The organism is Methylobacterium sp. W2 (genome assembly GCF_020662345.1).
Lineage (GTDB): Bacteria > Pseudomonadota > Alphaproteobacteria > Rhizobiales > Beijerinckiaceae > Methylobacterium.
Map to the genome: position 1 here is coordinate 1 of NZ_VMOA01000029.1, position 15828 is coordinate 15828.

Annotated in this window: 13 protein-coding genes; 8 read left to right on the plus strand and 5 right to left on the minus strand. The window is 66.3% G+C overall.

Annotated elements, in window-relative coordinates; all coding sequences use genetic code 11:
- Positions 1-129 precede the first annotated feature (129 nt).
- The 3 genes from pufL to pufC are packed head-to-tail and all read left to right on the plus strand — an operon-like array spanning position 130 to position 3052.
- Positions 130-954, plus strand: coding sequence for a photosynthetic reaction center subunit L (gene pufL, locus FPV16_RS16240; RefSeq protein ID WP_227439428.1), 825 nt, complete (start codon positions 130-132; stop codon positions 952-954).
- Positions 955-968: 14 nt separating this feature from the next.
- Positions 969-1946, plus strand: a complete 978-nt coding sequence (pufM, locus tag FPV16_RS16245; RefSeq protein WP_227439477.1) for a photosynthetic reaction center subunit M — start codon at positions 969-971, stop codon at positions 1944-1946.
- On the plus strand, positions 1943-3052 hold the full coding sequence (gene pufC, locus FPV16_RS16250; RefSeq protein WP_227439429.1) for a photosynthetic reaction center cytochrome PufC: 1110 nt from the start codon (positions 1943-1945) through the stop codon (positions 3050-3052). Before pufM ends, pufC begins: the two co-directional genes overlap by 4 nt.
- Positions 3053-3901: 849 nt before the next feature.
- Here pufC and FPV16_RS16255 read toward each other — a convergent pair.
- Positions 3902-6775, minus strand: a complete 2874-nt coding sequence (locus FPV16_RS16255) for an EAL domain-containing protein (protein WP_227439430.1) — start codon at positions 6773-6775, stop codon at positions 3902-3904.
- 146 nt (positions 6776-6921) lie between these two features.
- Between FPV16_RS16255 and FPV16_RS16260 the strand changes: the two genes are divergently transcribed.
- Positions 6922-7272: a hypothetical protein gene (locus FPV16_RS16260; RefSeq protein ID WP_227439431.1), complete on the plus strand. Its 351-nt coding sequence runs from the start codon at positions 6922-6924 to the stop codon at positions 7270-7272.
- Positions 7273-7300: 28 nt separating this feature from the next.
- Here FPV16_RS16260 and FPV16_RS16265 read toward each other — a convergent pair whose 3' ends face one another.
- Complete coding sequence (locus FPV16_RS16265) at positions 7301-8335, minus strand: hypothetical protein (RefSeq protein WP_227439432.1); 1035 nt, start codon at positions 8333-8335, stop codon at positions 7301-7303.
- A 402-nt stretch (positions 8336-8737) separates the two neighbouring features.
- Here FPV16_RS16265 and FPV16_RS16270 point away from each other — a divergent pair, with 402 nt between their 5' ends.
- Positions 8738-8899, plus strand: a complete 162-nt coding sequence (locus tag FPV16_RS16270) for a hypothetical protein (protein WP_200919063.1) — start codon at positions 8738-8740, stop codon at positions 8897-8899.
- 90 nt (positions 8900-8989) lie between these two features.
- Here the strand turns inward: FPV16_RS16270 and FPV16_RS16275 are convergent, their stop codons facing one another.
- From FPV16_RS16275 to FPV16_RS16285, 3 genes are all read right to left on the minus strand, one after another.
- Positions 8990-10024, minus strand: a complete 1035-nt coding sequence (locus tag FPV16_RS16275) for a cytochrome-c peroxidase (RefSeq protein WP_227439433.1) — start codon at positions 10022-10024, stop codon at positions 8990-8992.
- 79 nt (positions 10025-10103) lie between these two features.
- Positions 10104-11303: a Na+/H+ antiporter NhaA gene (gene nhaA, locus FPV16_RS16280; protein ID WP_227439434.1), complete on the minus strand. Its 1200-nt coding sequence runs from the start codon at positions 11301-11303 to the stop codon at positions 10104-10106.
- 128 nt (positions 11304-11431) lie between these two features.
- Positions 11432-12022 (minus strand): TetR/AcrR family transcriptional regulator, encoded by a 591-nt coding sequence (locus tag FPV16_RS16285; RefSeq protein ID WP_227439435.1) that lies wholly within the window; start codon positions 12020-12022, stop codon positions 11432-11434.
- 95 nt (positions 12023-12117) lie between these two features.
- Here FPV16_RS16285 and FPV16_RS16290 point away from each other — a divergent pair, with 95 nt between their 5' ends.
- The 3 genes from FPV16_RS16290 (at position 12118) to FPV16_RS16300 (ending at position 15826) form a co-directional block, all read left to right on the plus strand.
- Entirely contained in the window at positions 12118-13173 is a 1056-nt protein-coding gene (locus FPV16_RS16290) for a sugar phosphate isomerase/epimerase family protein (RefSeq protein WP_227439436.1), read from the plus strand.
- Between the two features lie 21 nt (positions 13174-13194).
- Entirely contained in the window at positions 13195-14067 is an 873-nt protein-coding gene (locus FPV16_RS16295; protein WP_227439437.1) for an alpha/beta fold hydrolase, read from the plus strand.
- A gap of 373 nt (positions 14068-14440) precedes the next feature.
- Positions 14441-15826, plus strand: a complete 1386-nt coding sequence (locus FPV16_RS16300; RefSeq protein ID WP_227439438.1) for an APC family permease — start codon at positions 14441-14443, stop codon at positions 15824-15826.
- The last annotated feature ends 2 nt before the right edge of the window (positions 15827-15828 follow it).

The following is a 15828-nucleotide window of genomic DNA, read 5'->3' on the forward strand; positions in this document are numbered from 1 at the left end:
GCTTGCGGAGGCAAGCGGCGCCACCCCCACTCCTCACCTCTCTCCGCAAGGGGGAGGGGACCACGCGCAGCCTGACGGATGCGCGGATCCATCAAGAATCGTGACCTGTGAAGCCGGGAGGTATTCGCGATGGCGATGCTGAGTTTCGAACGAAAATACCGCGTCCGCGGCGGCACGCTGCTTGGCGGAGACCTGTTCGATTTCTGGGTCGGGCCGTTCTATGTCGGGTTCTTCGGCGTCACGACGCTGTTCTTCTCGGTGCTCGGCACCGCGCTGATCATCTACGGCGCCGCGCTCGGGCCGACCTGGAACATCTGGCAGATCAACATCGCGCCGCCCGATCTCAAATACGGGCTGGCGCTCGCCCCCCTCAAGGAGGGTGGCCTCTGGCAGATCATCACCTTCTGCGCGGTCGGGTCGTTCGTCTCCTGGGCGCTGCGCGAGGTCGAGATCTGCCGCAAGCTCGGCATCGGCTACCACGTGCCCTTCGCCTTCGCGGTGGCGATCTTCGCCTATGTCTCGCTGGTGGTGATCCGGCCGTTCCTGATGGGCGCCTGGGGCCACGGCTTCCCCTACGGCATCCTGTCCCATCTCGATTGGGTCTCGAACACCGGCTACCAGTATCTGCACTTCCACTACAATCCAGCGCACATGCTGGCGGTGTCGTTCTTCTTCACGACGACCTTCGCCCTGTCCCTGCACGGCGCCCTGATCCTCTCGGCCACCAATCCCGGCAAGGGCCAGGTGGTGAAGACGCCCGAGCACGAGGACACCTTCTTCCGCGACACGATCGGCTACTCCATCGGCACGCTCGGCATCCACCGGCTCGGCCTGTTCCTCGCCCTCTCGGCGGGCTTCTGGAGCGCCGTCTGCATCATCATCAGCGGCCCGTTCTGGACCCGTGGCTGGCCGGAATGGTGGGGCTGGTGGCTCAATCTCCCGGTCTGGCGCTAGAGGGGGGCACGACCATGGCCTATTACCAGAACATCTTCACCGAGGTCCAAGTCCGCTCCACCATTCCGGAACTCGGCGTTCCCGTCGATGTCGACCGGCGCTGGGGCACCCCGTTCCACAGCTACCTGTTCGGCCTGTTCGGCAACGCCCAGGTCGGCCCGATCTATATCGGCTATCTCGGGGGGCTCTCGGCCGTCTGCTTCCTCATCGCCTTCGAGATCGTCGGCCTCAACATGTGGGCCTCGGTGAACTGGGACCCGGTCCAGTTCGTGCGCCAATTGCCCTGGCTCGCCCTGGAGCCGCCGCGACCGCAATACGGTCTCAAGATCCTGCCGCCGCTGCAGGAGGGCGGATGGTGGCTGATCGCCGGCTTCTTCCTCACCGCCTCGATCCTGCTGTGGTGGGTGCGGCTCTATCGCCGCGCCCGGGCGCTCGGCCTCGGCACCCATGTGGGCTGGGCCTTCGCCTCCGCCATCTGGCTGTTCCTGGTCCTCGGCTTCATCCGGCCGGTCCTGATGGGGTCGTGGAGCGAGGCGGTGCCCTTCGGCATCTTCCCACATCTCGATTGGACCGCCGCCTTCTCGCTCCGCTACGGCAACCTGTTCTACAACCCGTTCCACATGCTCTCGATCGTCTTCCTCTACGGGTCGACGCTGCTCTTCGCGATGCATGGCGCCACCATCCTGGCGGTGAGCCGCTTCGGCGGTGAGCGCGAGATCGACCAGATCGTCGATCGCGGCACCGCCACCGAACGCGCCGCCCTGTTCTGGCGCTGGACCATGGGCTTCAACGCCACGATGGAATCGGTCCACCGCTGGGCCTGGTGGTTCGCGGTGCTGACCACCCTCACCGGCGGCATCGGCATCCTGCTCACCGGCACGGTGGTCGACAACTGGTACCTCTGGGCGGTCAAGCACGGCGTCGCCCCGTCCTATCCTCAGGTCTATGCGCCGGTCGTCGATCCCTTGAACATGCCGGGGGCGGTCCCATGAAGACGTTCTTCACTGTCCTCGGCGCCTCGATCGCCTTCTTCCTCACCATCGCGATGTTCGGCACGTCCGGCTGGGACCGGCCGCCGCTCCAGACCACCCAGAACGGCTTTCGCGGCACGGGGATGGACCAGATCCATACCCGCGACGGGGTGGCCGAGACCAAGGCGGCCAACGTCGCCCCGGCGCCGGCCGACCCGGCCGAGCCCGGCGAGGAGCTCGCCGGCGCCACCTACGAGAACGTCCAGGTCCTCAAGACCATCAGCGTCAACGAGTTCAACCGCCTGATGGTCTCGATGACCGAATGGGTCAGCCCCGAACAGGGCTGTACCTACTGCCACAACACCGAGAACATGGCCGACGACAGCCTCTACCAGAAGAAGGTCGCCCGCCGGATGCTGCAGATGACCCAGCACATCAACGAGAGCTGGAAGGACAACCATGTGGGGGGCACGGGCGTCACCTGCTTCACCTGCCACCGCGGCCAGCCGGTCCCGGCCCATGTCTGGTTCACCGATCCCGGCCCGAACCGGCCCGGCGGCTTCACCGCCCGCAACAACGGGCAGAACCTGGCCAAGGCCTCGGTGGGCCTCGCCTCGCTGCCCTACGACACCCTGACCGAATACCTCGCCGACAAAAACATCGACAACAACGCCATCCGGGTGAACGCCACCACGGCGCTTCCCACCACCAAGGGCAAGCCGATCCAGGATGCCGAGAAGACCTACGGCCTGATGATCCACATGTCGGAAGGTCTCGGGGTCAATTGCACCTTCTGCCACAACACCCGGGCGATCTCGAACTGGTCGCAGAGCACGCCCCAGCGCACCACCGCCTGGCACGGCATCCGCATGGTGCGGGACATCAACGGCAACTTCCTCGAGCCGCTGACCTCGACCTTCCCGACTGCCCGCCTCGGCGTGCTCGGCGACGTGCCCAAGGTGAATTGCACCACCTGCCACAACGGCCAGAGCAAGCCCCTCAACGGCGCATCGATGATCGAGGCCTATCCGGAACTGGCGAAATCCACCGAGACGGCGAGCGCGGCGGATCCCGTGCCCGCAGCCCCGGCGCCAGCCGACACAGCTCCGACCCCCGCGCCGCAATAGAAATCGGTGCGCATTCCCCTCTCCCCGCACGCGGGGAGAGGGCCGCGTCTCCCCCCCGTCGGGGAGCGCGGCGAGGCGGCAGCCGGCGGTGAGGGGACTGGAACGGAGATCTACGAGTTCACACGTCTCGCGGACACCGCAGGTCCCCTCTCCTGGAAGGAGAGGGACAGGGTGAGGTGTGTGACCTCTCCGGAGATGGACCACACCTCACCCCAACCCTCTCCTTCCAGGAGAGGGAGCCCGTCGCGCCTCATAGCGATGCGTGCGGCCAGAGAGAACAGCCGTCGAGCAGATCGGTGAACGAGTGCCCGGCCCCCCTCACCCTCGCCCTGACGGGCTCACGTCGCCTCCCGACGAGGGGAGGACGACGTCCTCTCCCCGCCGGGCGGGGAGAGGGGGGAACTGCCTCTTCCTGATCTGGGCGTTCTCCATGGCGGCTGTTCCGGAAGGCCGGTGCGCATTCCCCTCTCCCCGCAGGCGGGGAGAGGGCCGCGTCTCCCCCTCGTTGGGGAGCGCGGCGAGGCGGCAGCCGGGGGTGAGGGGGCTCGGCCGGAGATCTACGAGTTCACACGTCTCGCGGACACCGCGGGTCCCCTCTCCTGGAAGGAGAGGGACAGGGTGAGGTGTGTGACCTCTTCGGAAACGGACCACACCTCACCCCAACCCTCTCCTTCCAGGAGAGGGAGCCCGTCGCGCCCCATGTCGAACGCTCTGGCGTAGGGGCCCAGCTGTCCAGCAAATGTGTGAATCCGGTCGCCCGCAGAGGGGGGAGGGAATGCGCGGTTCTACGGCACCCGGCTGCTGGGGTCGTCGAGCATGCCGCCGGAGCCGGGACCGGCCATAACCCCCTCAGGCGACGGCGTGCTTGGCCCGGCCGCGCCGTCCGGACCAGCGCTGCAGCACCTCGGGGATGCTCCCGGCGTCCTCGGGGCGGCCGATATAGTAGCCCTGGCCCTCGTCGCAGCCTTCCTGGCGCAGGCGCTCGAACTGGATCTCGTTCTCGATCCCCTCGCCGGTGGTGCGCATGTGCAGGCTCGATCCGAGGCCGATGACGGCGCGGACGATGAAGGCGGATTCATCCGCCGCGGTGATGTCCCGGACGAAGGACTGGTCGATCTTGATCTTGTCGAAGGGGAAGCTGCGCAGGTAGCTCAGCGACGAGTAGCCCGTGCCGAAATCGTCCATGGCGATCTTCACGCCGAGGCGACGCAGGGCGTGGAGCGTGGCGAGGGTCGCAGCGTTGTCCTTAAGCAGGACCGATTCCGTGATCTCGAGTTCCAGGCGTGCGGCCGGAAGCCGGCTCACGCTCAGCGCGTCCTTGACGGATTGGATGACGATGCCGTCCCGGAACTGGGCCACCGAGACGTTGACCGCGACCCTGATCCCGTCGGGCCAGCGCATGGCCTCGATGCAGGCGGTGCGCAGGGCCCAGTCGCCGAGCGGCACGATCAGGCCGATTTCCTCGGCGACCGTGATGAATTCCGCGGGCGAGACGAGCCCGCGCTCCGGGTGGCGCCACCGCATCAGCGCCTCGAACCCGCCGACGCGCCGGCCGCGGAAATCGTAGATCGGCTGGTAGAACATCTCGAACGCGCCCTGGGCCACGGCCTCGCGCAGGTCGAGTTCGAGGGCGCGGCGGGCCTGGAGCCGGATGTCCATCTCCACCTCGAAGAAGCGCCAGGTGCCGCGCCCGTCGGCCTTGGCGCGGTAGAGGGCGACGTCGGCGTTCTTGAGGAGCTTGTTGCAGCTCGTACCGTCGCCGGGGGCGAGGCAGATGCCGATGCTGACGCCGACCGCGACCTGCTGGCCGTCGAGCTCGTAGGGGTTGCTCACCACGTCCACGATCCGCCGTGCCAGGATGGTGGCCTCCTCCGGGTAGGTCACGCCCGCGAGGATGATGGCGAATTCGTCGCCGCCGAGCCGGGCCACGGTGTCGACCTCACGCAGGCAGGCGGTCAGGCGGTTGCCCACCGCTTTCAGGAGTTCGTCTCCCACCGGGTGACCGAGGGTGTCGTTGACCTCTTTGAAGCGGTCGAGATCGAGGCAGAGCACGGCGAACATCCCGCCGCGCCCGAGATGCGCCAGGGCCTCCTCGATCCGCTCGCCGAACATGGCCCGGTTGGGCAGGCCGGTGAGGACGTCGTGGCGGGCCATGAAGGCGATGCGGGCATCGGCCTGGCGCCGGTCGGTTACGTCCTCGTAGGTGGAGACCATGCCGCCCCCGGCCACGGGCTTGTGCGTGACGGCGAGGACCCGTCCGTTGCTCATCTGGCGGAAGCCCGAACCGGCGGCCGAGATCTGCCGGCCCTCGATCTCGAAGACCGTGCCCTCCTCGGCCGAGGCCAGGTAGAGCGCCGCCACGTCCTCGTACGGAGTGCCGAGCGGCAGGTCTCCCGGCGCGAGATCGAACAGCTCGCAATAGCGCCGGTTGACGACGATGAGGTGCCCCTCGGCGTCGAACAGGCACAGGCCCTGGGACATGTTGTCGAGGGCGGTGTCGAGGCGAAGGTTGGTGGATTGGAGATGCGCCTTCTGGACCTTGAGCAGGGTGATGTCGCTGCAGACCGCGATGAAGCCGCCGGTGCGCGTGCGGCTGCGGCTGATCCGGAGCCAGCGCCCGTCGAAGAGCTGCGTCTCGCGCGGCGTCGCCCAATCGTCGTCCTCGGAGAGGAGGGTGCGGGCGAGCGCGTTGCCCTCGAAGGCGACGCGCGCCATCGAGGTGTCCCGCGGCAGAGGCTCGTGACCGAAGCCGAGGAAATCCTCCGCCTGCCCGTTGATGAGCGCGATCCGACCGGATTCGTCGACCACGACGATGCCTTCGAGGGAGGTCTCGAGGGCGTCGGCGAGATGGGCCTCCGCCGAGATGCGCTGGGCGACCTCCTGCTCCATCGCCCGGCGGATGTTGTCGCGCATAACGCCCATGGAGGCGAGGAGGGCGCCGAGCTCGTCGGCGCTGCCGGACGGGATCGTCACGCTGAGGTCGCCGGCGGCGATCCGCGACGCGACCATAGAGGCATCCGCCACCGGCCGCATGATGCGCCGGGCCAGCAGGAAGGCGACGGAGGCGGACATGAGCAGGGCGAGCAGGGTGCCGAAGAGGTTGATCTGGGTCTCGCGGGCGACGACGGCCCGGGCCTGCTGCCGGTAGATGAAACCGTCGCCGGCCGTGTGGTTGATGAAGAGGTCGAGATGCTCCTCGACGGCGCCGGCATGGCGGTCGACGGCGTCCCAATCGGAATCCGTGGTCTCGCGGCCGGCGAGGACGGAACGGGCGGCGTCCCAATCCTTCACCGCCCGCTCAACGGCCGCGGCCGCCTGGGTCGCACGCCTCGATTGGGCGCGCTCGACCGCCACGGCGAGATCCTCGGCGAAGACCCGGCGAAGGCTGTCGAGTCGGCCTTCGAGTTGCGCCTTCACGCCCGGATCGGCGCTCATGCGTCGCCGGGCCTCCAGCGAGCGCATGTTGGCGAAATCGGCGGCGGCGGCCCGCGCGTAGTTGATCGACATGAGCGACTGGTCGAAGGTCCGGCTCACGAGTTCGTCGGCCCGGCGAATCCCCGAGGCCGCCGACAGGCCGAGGATGCCCGTAATGGCGCTCATGATGAGAAAGGCGATCAGAATCCGACCGCGGATGGTGCCGGCGAAGGAGACGGCCGCGGCGACCGGGCTCGGCCATCGCCTCTCGCCTCCCTGAGCGGATTTCCAACCGTAGATAGATGTCATCCAGCGCGTCTCATCCGGCCCATCGTAAATTGTTCGCCTGCAATAGTTAAGTCGGGCTTGAAATCGCACTACATTTTGGCGAATTAACAGCCTGTTTACTTGACCCGGCGAGGGTGCGATCGGGCGGAATCGTATTGGCAGATGGCATGAGACGCATCACTTCACTCGGTCTCGCGTTCGCCCTCGTCGCCACCGGTGTGGCCGCCTTCGCCCTCCATGCATCGGCAGCGGGACAGGTCTACCGCATCTCGCAGAAGGGCCGGGCGTTCCAGCCGAGTGCGCTTGTGATCAAGAGAGGGGAGACCGTCCAGATCGTCAACGACGACGGCGATCTCCTGCATCACGCCTATGTCGACTCGCCGACGTTCCGCTACGATTCGGGCGATCAGGAACCGGGCGGCAAGGCCGAGATCGTCTTCCCCGTGAGCGGAACCTTCGCGGTCCTGTGCGGCATCCACCCCAAGATGAAGCTGGCGGTGCGCGTCGACGGCAACTGACCGCGACGCGTCGGGACGCCGGACCGGGCTATAGGGCCCCGGCCGCGGACAGCACGGAATGGGCGCCGTAATAGAGCCCGATGAAGCTCGCGAGGGCGGCCCCGTACCCCAGAGGAAGCGCCGCCAACTGGCGCACCCGCAGGGGAACCCTGACATCGTCGGCGGCGATGGCGACCATCGCCACGATGATCGGGGAATGGCCGATGGCGTCGACCTTGCCGAACTCGAAGATCGCCGAGACGAAGGCCGCCGCGAGCATGATCGCCGCCACGCGGCGCACCAGCGGCGTGCAGATCAGCGCGAAAGCGAGGGCGAACTCCACCGCCCCGGCGGCCTTCATGAAGAAGGCGCCGTCGAAGCCCATCGTCAGTTCCGGGCGGTCGATGAAGAGCGGGAACGACCATTGCGGATAGGCCCATTTCTCCACCGAGGCCCACATCAGCGTCACCGCGGCGGAGTAACGGACGATGTCGAGGGGGCGGATCCCGAACAGGTCGCGCCGGAGCCCCGTCAGGGCGAGGTAGGCGGCGACCCCGAGGAAGACGGGATAATCGGCCAAGTGGAACACGCCGTAATTCGCCACCGCGATCCCGAACAGGATGACGATGCCGAGAGCCGAGAGCGGCATCGTCTGCCGCCACAGGAACCCGGCCGCGATGGCGAGTTGGAACCAGGGCAGGGCGGTGCTGGTGGTGGTGAGTTCGGGCGTGAGGATGATACCGCCCAGCGTCCAGAGCGACACGAAGAAGCCGCCGCAGACGGCCCGGAACATCAGCTCGGTGTTCTCCCGCGCCCAGACGGTGACCCGGTCGAGGGACCGCATCATCGCCTCGCCGAGGATCGTCCGCTCGAGCAACGCGCCGACGAACAGGGCCAGGAACGAGACGATGACGAGCTGCTCGAAGCTATCGCACAGTACCTCGGCAAGGCCGACCGGCGAACCAGCGACGTCGAAAGCACAGAACCATTTAACGTGAGCACTGGCACCAGTGGAGCCCGTGACGAGAACAAACAGGGCGGCGGACAATGCACTGGGGCCGGGCAACCGACAACGCAGACTCATGTGATGAAGCCTTAGCGAGAGCTGAAACGCCGACGACCGGCGGCAGCGACATCGTTCTACGTAGTTTTGAGTGATCCTGGAAGGATTTCGTTAATGATTTTTAAGCATCGTTAACACGTTCGGCGATGTGTCGCTCCCGCCATGATTCCGGCGCCTGCCGGCATGATTCCGGTGCCCGCCGCTAGGATTCCGGCGCCCGCCGCCCGTGGACGCTCGCGGATGACGGGCGGTCGGCGTATGCGTTCTGGTGAGAGAGGGACCACCGCGTCACCCCCGAGCAAAAGCGTCGCCGTTCGTCGAGACCAGCGTTGGGATCATCGACGGGATCATTCGGCAAACTCTGATAGTCATGGAGAGGCGGGGTCCAAGCCCTCGCTTCGCATCAACCAGAAAGGCTCTCGCGTGATTACAACACTCAGCCTGTCCACCCTGATCGCAGGCGGCAGCTTCGCTTATGCTTCGACGCGGGTGGCGGCACGGGCCGCGACCTACGAGACCTGGGGCGGATCGCTGATGATCGTGGGCCTGTCGCTCGCCGGCGTCGGCTTGACGTTGTTCCGGTAAAACCGAAACGGGACTGCGCGGCAAACGGTCAGCGCAGTCGGCAGCGACGTCAACGGCGCGCTTCGAGACTGCGAAGCCCGCGCCGGAGACTCACTTCGATGCGGCTCTCTTCTTGGGCTCCGCGGCCGTCAGCGTGTCCAGGAACGCCAGGAGATCGGCTTTCTCGGTCTCGGAGAGGTGGAGCGGCCGGATCTTGGGCGATCGGCTCGGGCGTTCGATGCCGCCGCGATCGTAGAGATCGATCACGTCGCGCAGGGTCGGCACCGAACCGTCATGCATGTAGGGGCCGCGCTGCGCGACATCGCGCAGGGTCGGGGTCTTGAAGGCGTATTGCAGGCTCTTCGAGGTCGGGAACAGGCGTCCCCGTCCGATATCGTCGTCCCGGCCGACGCCGATATCGTGGAACGATCCGTCGGTGAACGCCCAGCCGCCATGGCATTCGTGGCACCCGGCCTTGCCGTTGAAGAGCGCGAACCCCGCCTTCGCGGAGGCCCCGATCGCCGAGGCATCGCCATCGCGCCAGCGGTCGAACGGCGCACTTTCCGAAACGATGGTGCGCTGGAACGCCGCCAGCGCCCGCTCGATCCCGCCGCGCGTGATCTGACGATCCTCGAAGGTCGCGGCGAAGGCGGCGACGTAATCCGGATCGGCGCGCAGGCGCGCGATGAGCTCCTCCTCCGACAGATTCATCAGGTAGGGGCCGGTGATCGGCGTGAAGGCGACGGATTCGAGATCCGGGAACTTGCCGTCCCAGCCGAGCGGCGCGATCCAGCCGATGTTGAGCAGGGTGGGCGTGCGCAGCTTCAGCTCGATCCCGGGCTCGCCGATGCCGCGCATGCGCCCGTCGCCCCAATGGCGCGACGGCTCGTGGCAGGTGGCGCAGGCGATGGTGCGGGATCGCGAGAGGACCGGATCGAAGAACAGCGTCCGGCCGAGGTCGACCTGCGCCTCCGTATCAGGACCGCCCTCGGGCACGGCCAGTTCGGTCGGGCGCGCGAAAGCGCTGCGCCAGGCGGTGGCGTCGTCGGTCATGCCATGGGTGGCGAACAGGCTGGCGCCGATCACGGCCGCGACCGAACCCATCAGTGCCACTTTGACGAACGCCGAGCCTGCCTTTCGATTCATCCTGCTCTCCGGCTGCGCAGCGTAGGATGCTTCATTTAAGATTGTCTTGCGTCACGGGTTTTTGACCGGGGGCGCGTCCTCACGCCGCGGAGCCCGTCCCGCGAACCGGAAGCGGTGCGAGAAACAGAACGGTAGCACCGGCGATCATGCAAGACACGGATCCGAGGAGCACGCCGATCTTCGTCTTGGCCTCGAGATCCGGGCTGTCGGCGAAGGCGAGGAGGCCGATGAACAGGCTCATGGTGAAGCCGACGCCGCAGAGCAGCGACAGGCCGTAGATCTGCCCCCAGCCGGCATGGGCCGGGCGCTGGGCGAGGCCGAGCTTCACGGCGGCGACGACGGCGCCGAACACACCGATCTGCTTGCCGGCGAACAGGCCGAGGCCCACGCCGAGGGTCACCGGATCGGACAGCATCGCCGGCGACAGGCCGCTGAACGAGACCCCGGCATTGGCAAAACCGAAGACGGGCAGGACGAGATAGGCCGACCAGGGCTGGAGCGCATGTTCCAGCCTGTGGAGCGGCGAGGCCGGATCGTCGGGCCTCGCCGGGCTCGGGCGCAGGGGAATGGTCAGCGCCAGGAGCACCCCGGCGATGGTGGCGTGGATGCCCGATGTCAGGACGAGGACCCACAGGACCGCACCGAGGGCGAGGTAGGGCGAAAGGCGGCTCACGCCCGCCCGGTTGAGCCCGAACAGGATCGCGACGACGACGCCCGCACCGGCCAGGCTCGGCAGCGACAGGTCGGCGGTATAGAACGCGGCGATGATCAGCACCGCGCCGAGATCGTCGAGGATGGCGAGTGCGGTGAGGAACACCTTCAACGAGACGGGAACCCGCGACCCGAGCAGGGCGAGGACACCGAGCGCGAAGGCGATATCCGTGGCGGTGGGGATCGCCCAGCCCCGCAGGGTTTCCGGCGAGGAGCGGTTGACGAGGACGTAGATCAGCGCCGGCGCGACCATGCCCCCCAACGCCGCCACCCCCGGCAGGACACGGTCCGGCCAGGTGCGCAGGCGCCCGTCGAGCACCTCGCGCTTGATCTCCAGGCCAACGAGCAGGAAGAACAGCGCCATCAGGCCGTCATTGACCCAATGCAGGACGGAAAGCCCGCCGACATAAGCCCCCAGCAGCGCGAAATAGCCCGGCGCGAGGGGCGAATTGGCCACGATCAGGGCGAGCACGGCGCTCGCCATCAGGATCAACCCGCCGCCGGCCTCGCTCCGGAGGACGTTGCGCAGGGCAGAGAAGGGACGGCGGGCGGGCGCGGTTTCCGGCATGGATGACGCCTGCCAGTGGACGAGCCCGACGGCAAGCGGGTGGGGGGGGGATTGGAAGGAAAAGCCGGGTCGGCTGCTGTCGACACCTCCAACTCTTCCAGCGAGTCGGCTGCCAATCCCGCCCCCCGTCATCTCTGATCGATGAGGCTCATGGCACGAGGGATCAGAGCGAGCAGCCGATCCCTTGGAACGCCATCGCGGGCCTGAACGGACAAGCCGTGCAGTAAAGCCGCGTAATGGTCGCCCAGCGCCCCTACGTCGGCATCGGGCGGCAACTCGCCATTGGCAGCCGCGCGTTCCATGCGCGCGGTGATCGATGCTGTCCGCATTCGGCGGCGCTCGGCCAGCCATTCGGCCACGGCCTCGTTCTCGGCGGTACAATTGGTCGCGGCCGACACGACCATGCAGCCCTTGGGACCCCCGGGACGCGTATAGAGGTCGATCGCTTCGCGCAGTATCCGCTCAATCGCTTGTCGCGCGGTGCGCTCCTCCTCGAGCGCGCGCGTGGCAAAACCTCCGTCCTCGATTTCGTAGAGTGCCACCGCTTCACGGAAGAGTGCCTCCTTCGAGCCGAAGGCCGCATAGATCCGCGCCGACGCTATTCCGAGCGCAGCGACGAGATCGGCCATGGAGGTGCCTTCGTAGCCACGCGTCCAGAAGGCCCGCTGAGCCTTTCCGAGCGCCGCGTCCCTGTCGAACTCTCGCGGCCGACCGGCCATTCAAACTTCCCTTTTTGGTCGATCAACAAATAATTCTCTTGACGACCCTCTACAAGCGTCTCATTCTTTGTTGATCGACAAAGAATGGCGATACGATGAGAACGATCAAAGGTCCGAGCATTCATCTTGCACAGTTCAGCGACGCACAGGCGCCTTTCAGCAGTCTCGACGCGATCGCCGAGTGGGCCGCAGAACGTGGATTCGCGGCGTTGCAGATTCCGGCGTGGGATACACGCCTGTTCGACGTGCGGAAGGCGGTCGAAAGCCGCGACTATTGTGACGAGGTCGTCGGCGTCGTCGCAAAGCATGGTCTCGTCATTGGCGAGCTGACCACGCACATCCTGGGTCAACTCGTCGCCGTTCATCCTGCCTACGATTCGATGTGCGACGCTTTTGCGCCCGAAGCGGTGCGGGGCAACTCCGGTGCGAGGAGTGAATGGGCGCTTCAGCAAATCCGGTTTGCCGCGCAGGCATCCCGGCGCTTGGGGCTGACTGAGATGGGGACGTTCTCGGGGTCGTTCGCCTGGCCGTATGTCTTCCCGTTTCCGCAGCGGCCCGAAGGATTGATCGATGCTGCCTTCGATGAGCTTGCGCGACGTTGGCGCCCCATCCTCGATGTCTGTGACGAGCAGGGCGTCAATCTCTGTTACGAACTCCACCCGAGGGAGGATCTACACGACGGCGTGACGTTCGACATGCTTCTCGACCGCGTCGGCAACCATCCCCGATGCCGGATCCTGTTCGATCCGAGCCACTTCGTCCTCCAGCATCTCAAGTATCTGGACTTCATCGACCTTTATCACGCGCGCATCGGCATGTTCCACGTGAAGGACGCCGAGTTCAATCCAACCGGACGCCAGGGCATCTATGGTGGCTATCAGCCCTGGATCAACCGGGCCGGTCGGTTCCGCTCGCTGGGCGACGGGCAGGTCGACTTCAAGGCGATCTTCTCGAAGCTGGCCCAGTACGATTTCAGCGGGTGGGCTACCCTCGAATGGGAATGTTGCTTGAAGGATCAAGACGATGGCGCACGCGAGGGCGCCGCGTTCATCCAGGATCACATCATCCGCGTCACCGACAGAACTTTCGATGACTTCGCCGGCACGCCGCTCGATGCGGCCAGCATGACCACGCTTCTCGGCATCGCCTGAGCGGAATGGAAGGACAGCTCCATGATCGACGAGTTTCACGCCGACGACGTGCGGCATCGCTACGTCCGGCTGGACGATACCCGCATGCATTGCGCGACGATGGGAGAGGGCATCCCGGTGCTGCTTATCCCGGGATGGCCGCAGACCTGGTACGCTTGGCGTCACATCATGCCGGTCCTCGCGGCGAACGGCTTCGAAGCCATCGCGGTCGACCCGATCGGCTCCGGCTATTCCGCCCGCCCCGATGCGGGCTACGACACGGGCGCCGCCGCTTCCGTCCTGCATCGATTGATGGCGGCGCTGGGGCACGAGACCTACCATGTCGTCGGGCACGACGTCGGCATGTGGGTGGCCTACGCCCTCGCGATGGACCATCCGGCGACCGTGCGCCGCTTGGCCCTGACCGAAGCGGTCATTCCCGGCCTCGCGCCAGCGCCGACGATCTTCGCGCCTCCAGACGAAAACATCTTCCTCTGGCACTTCATGTTCAATCAGGTCCGCGATCTGCCCGAGTTTCTGACCGCCGGGCGCGAGCGGGGATATCTGGAATTCATCTTCGACAATTGGTCCCATCGCCGCGACCGCGTCGCCGTCGATGTCTATACGCGGGCCTATGCGAGCCCCGGCGGCATCCGGGCGGGCCTCGCCTATTACCGGGCGATTCCGGAGACCGTTCGTCAGAATGCCGAGCGCTCGAAGCGGCCTCTGACGATGCCGGTCCTCGCCATCGGCGCCGAACATGCGACGGCGGATGCGCCGATGGCGACGCTTCGGCCGCATGCGGCCGACCTGCGCGGCGACATCGTCGCCGGGTGCGGGCATTTCATCATGGAGGAAAGCCCTCGGGACTTCGCCGACCAGCTGCTCCCATTCCTGCTGGAAGCGCCCGCGTGATGCCGCTCGATCCGGTGCTGATGGCACGAGACCGCACGGGACGGAAGGATCGCACATCAACGGCAATTCTATCCGCGCTGCCCTCATGGGAGCGACACGGGACATGAGCCTCATTGTTGTGCGAAGAAACCATGCACCGATCGATAGAAAAGATATCTCATTTTCGTGCTAAAAATGTAACATATTCCATCGTCTTCGAGAAGACTTACAGCTGCAAGCGACCGGTGACTGGCCTAAATCCAAACACGCGTAGCCGATCGACGTCGACGCACATCGAGGATGAAGGTGTCGTATGTCGGGATTGCCAAGTGACGCGCGAAGTCAGGGTTCTTCCGCCGAGATCGGGGGCTACCGACAGGAACTGAAGCGAACCTTGGGTTCGTTTCAAGTCTTTGCCGTCTCCTTCGCCTTCATTTCGGTGGCCGTTGGTATATTCGGTACCTTCGACGACGTCCTCCGCACTGCGGGACCCGTCGGAATTTGGCTTTGGGCCATCGTCGCCATCGGGCAAACCTTCGTGGCCCTCGTCATCGCCCAGTTCGCGGCCCGCATTCCGCTGACGGGCTCGTCCTATCAATGGGCCTCGCGGCTGGCCAATCCGGCGATCGGCTGGTGGTTCGGTCTGTTGAGCTTCTGCTACCTCGGCATCGGCGTGGTGGCGGTGGACAATGCCCTCGCGAGCCAGGCGCTCATGCCCCTGCTCGGCATGGAGCCGAACGAACAGACGGCCCGGTGGATCACCCTGGCGATCCTGCTGGTTCAGGCCGTGCTGACCATCGTCTCGACCCGCGTCGTCGGCCTGATCAACGGGACGGCCGTCGGCGTCGAGGTGGTCATCGTCATCCTGCTCGTGATCCTTCTGCCGATCGCCATCGCGATGAACGGGACGGGCTCCTTCTCCAACCTCACCTCCCGCGGGACGGCCGTCGCCGACGCCGATTATTTCAAGGTCGGCGGCGGCCTGATGCTCGCCATGCTCATGGGGCTCTCCACCCTGGTCGGCTTCGATGCGGCGGCCAACGTCGCCGAGGAGGCCAAGGACCCGTTTCGCAGCGTCCCGCGCGCCATCGTCGGATCGGTGATCGCCGCGGGCGTCCTGGGGCTTCTCTTCCTCATCGCCCTCACCGTCGCCATTCCGGATGTCGAGCGGATCACGCTGAGCGATTCTCCCGTCGCCGAGATCCTGCACGACCAGTTCGGTCCCACGATGAAGGCGGTCATGATGGCCGCGGTGACCTTCGCGTTCTTCGCCTGCGGGATGGTGGTGATGGCCACGGCCGCGCGGCTCGTCTACGCGATGTCGCGGGACGGCCGCTTTCCGGCCTCGCGCCTGATGAGCCAGGTCCATCCGCGCACGCAGACGCCGATTCCCGCAACCATCCTGGTCTTCGTCGGGGGCGTCCTGCTGATGCTCGCCCTTCCGGGCGAGGCCCTGCTGCAGCTGATCACGGCATCGACGATCCTGCCGATCCTCAGCTATGGGGTCACGGTCATCCTGTACCTCGCCGTGAGGAAGAAACTCGACAAGAAGATCGGCGCCTTCGATCTGGGCGCCTTCGAGATCCCGGTGGCCGTCATCGCCCTGGTCTGGCTGATCGGCGCCTTGTTCGTCCTGGTCACCCCCGCCGCCGCCTGGGTTCCGGTCCTGATCGTGGTGGGCCTGCTCCTGACGGGCGGCCTCTATTTCCTCTACCTGCTGACGTTCGATCGCGCGGTCCTCGAGATCGAACCGTCCGCCGCGTCTCCCGTCACGTCGTGATC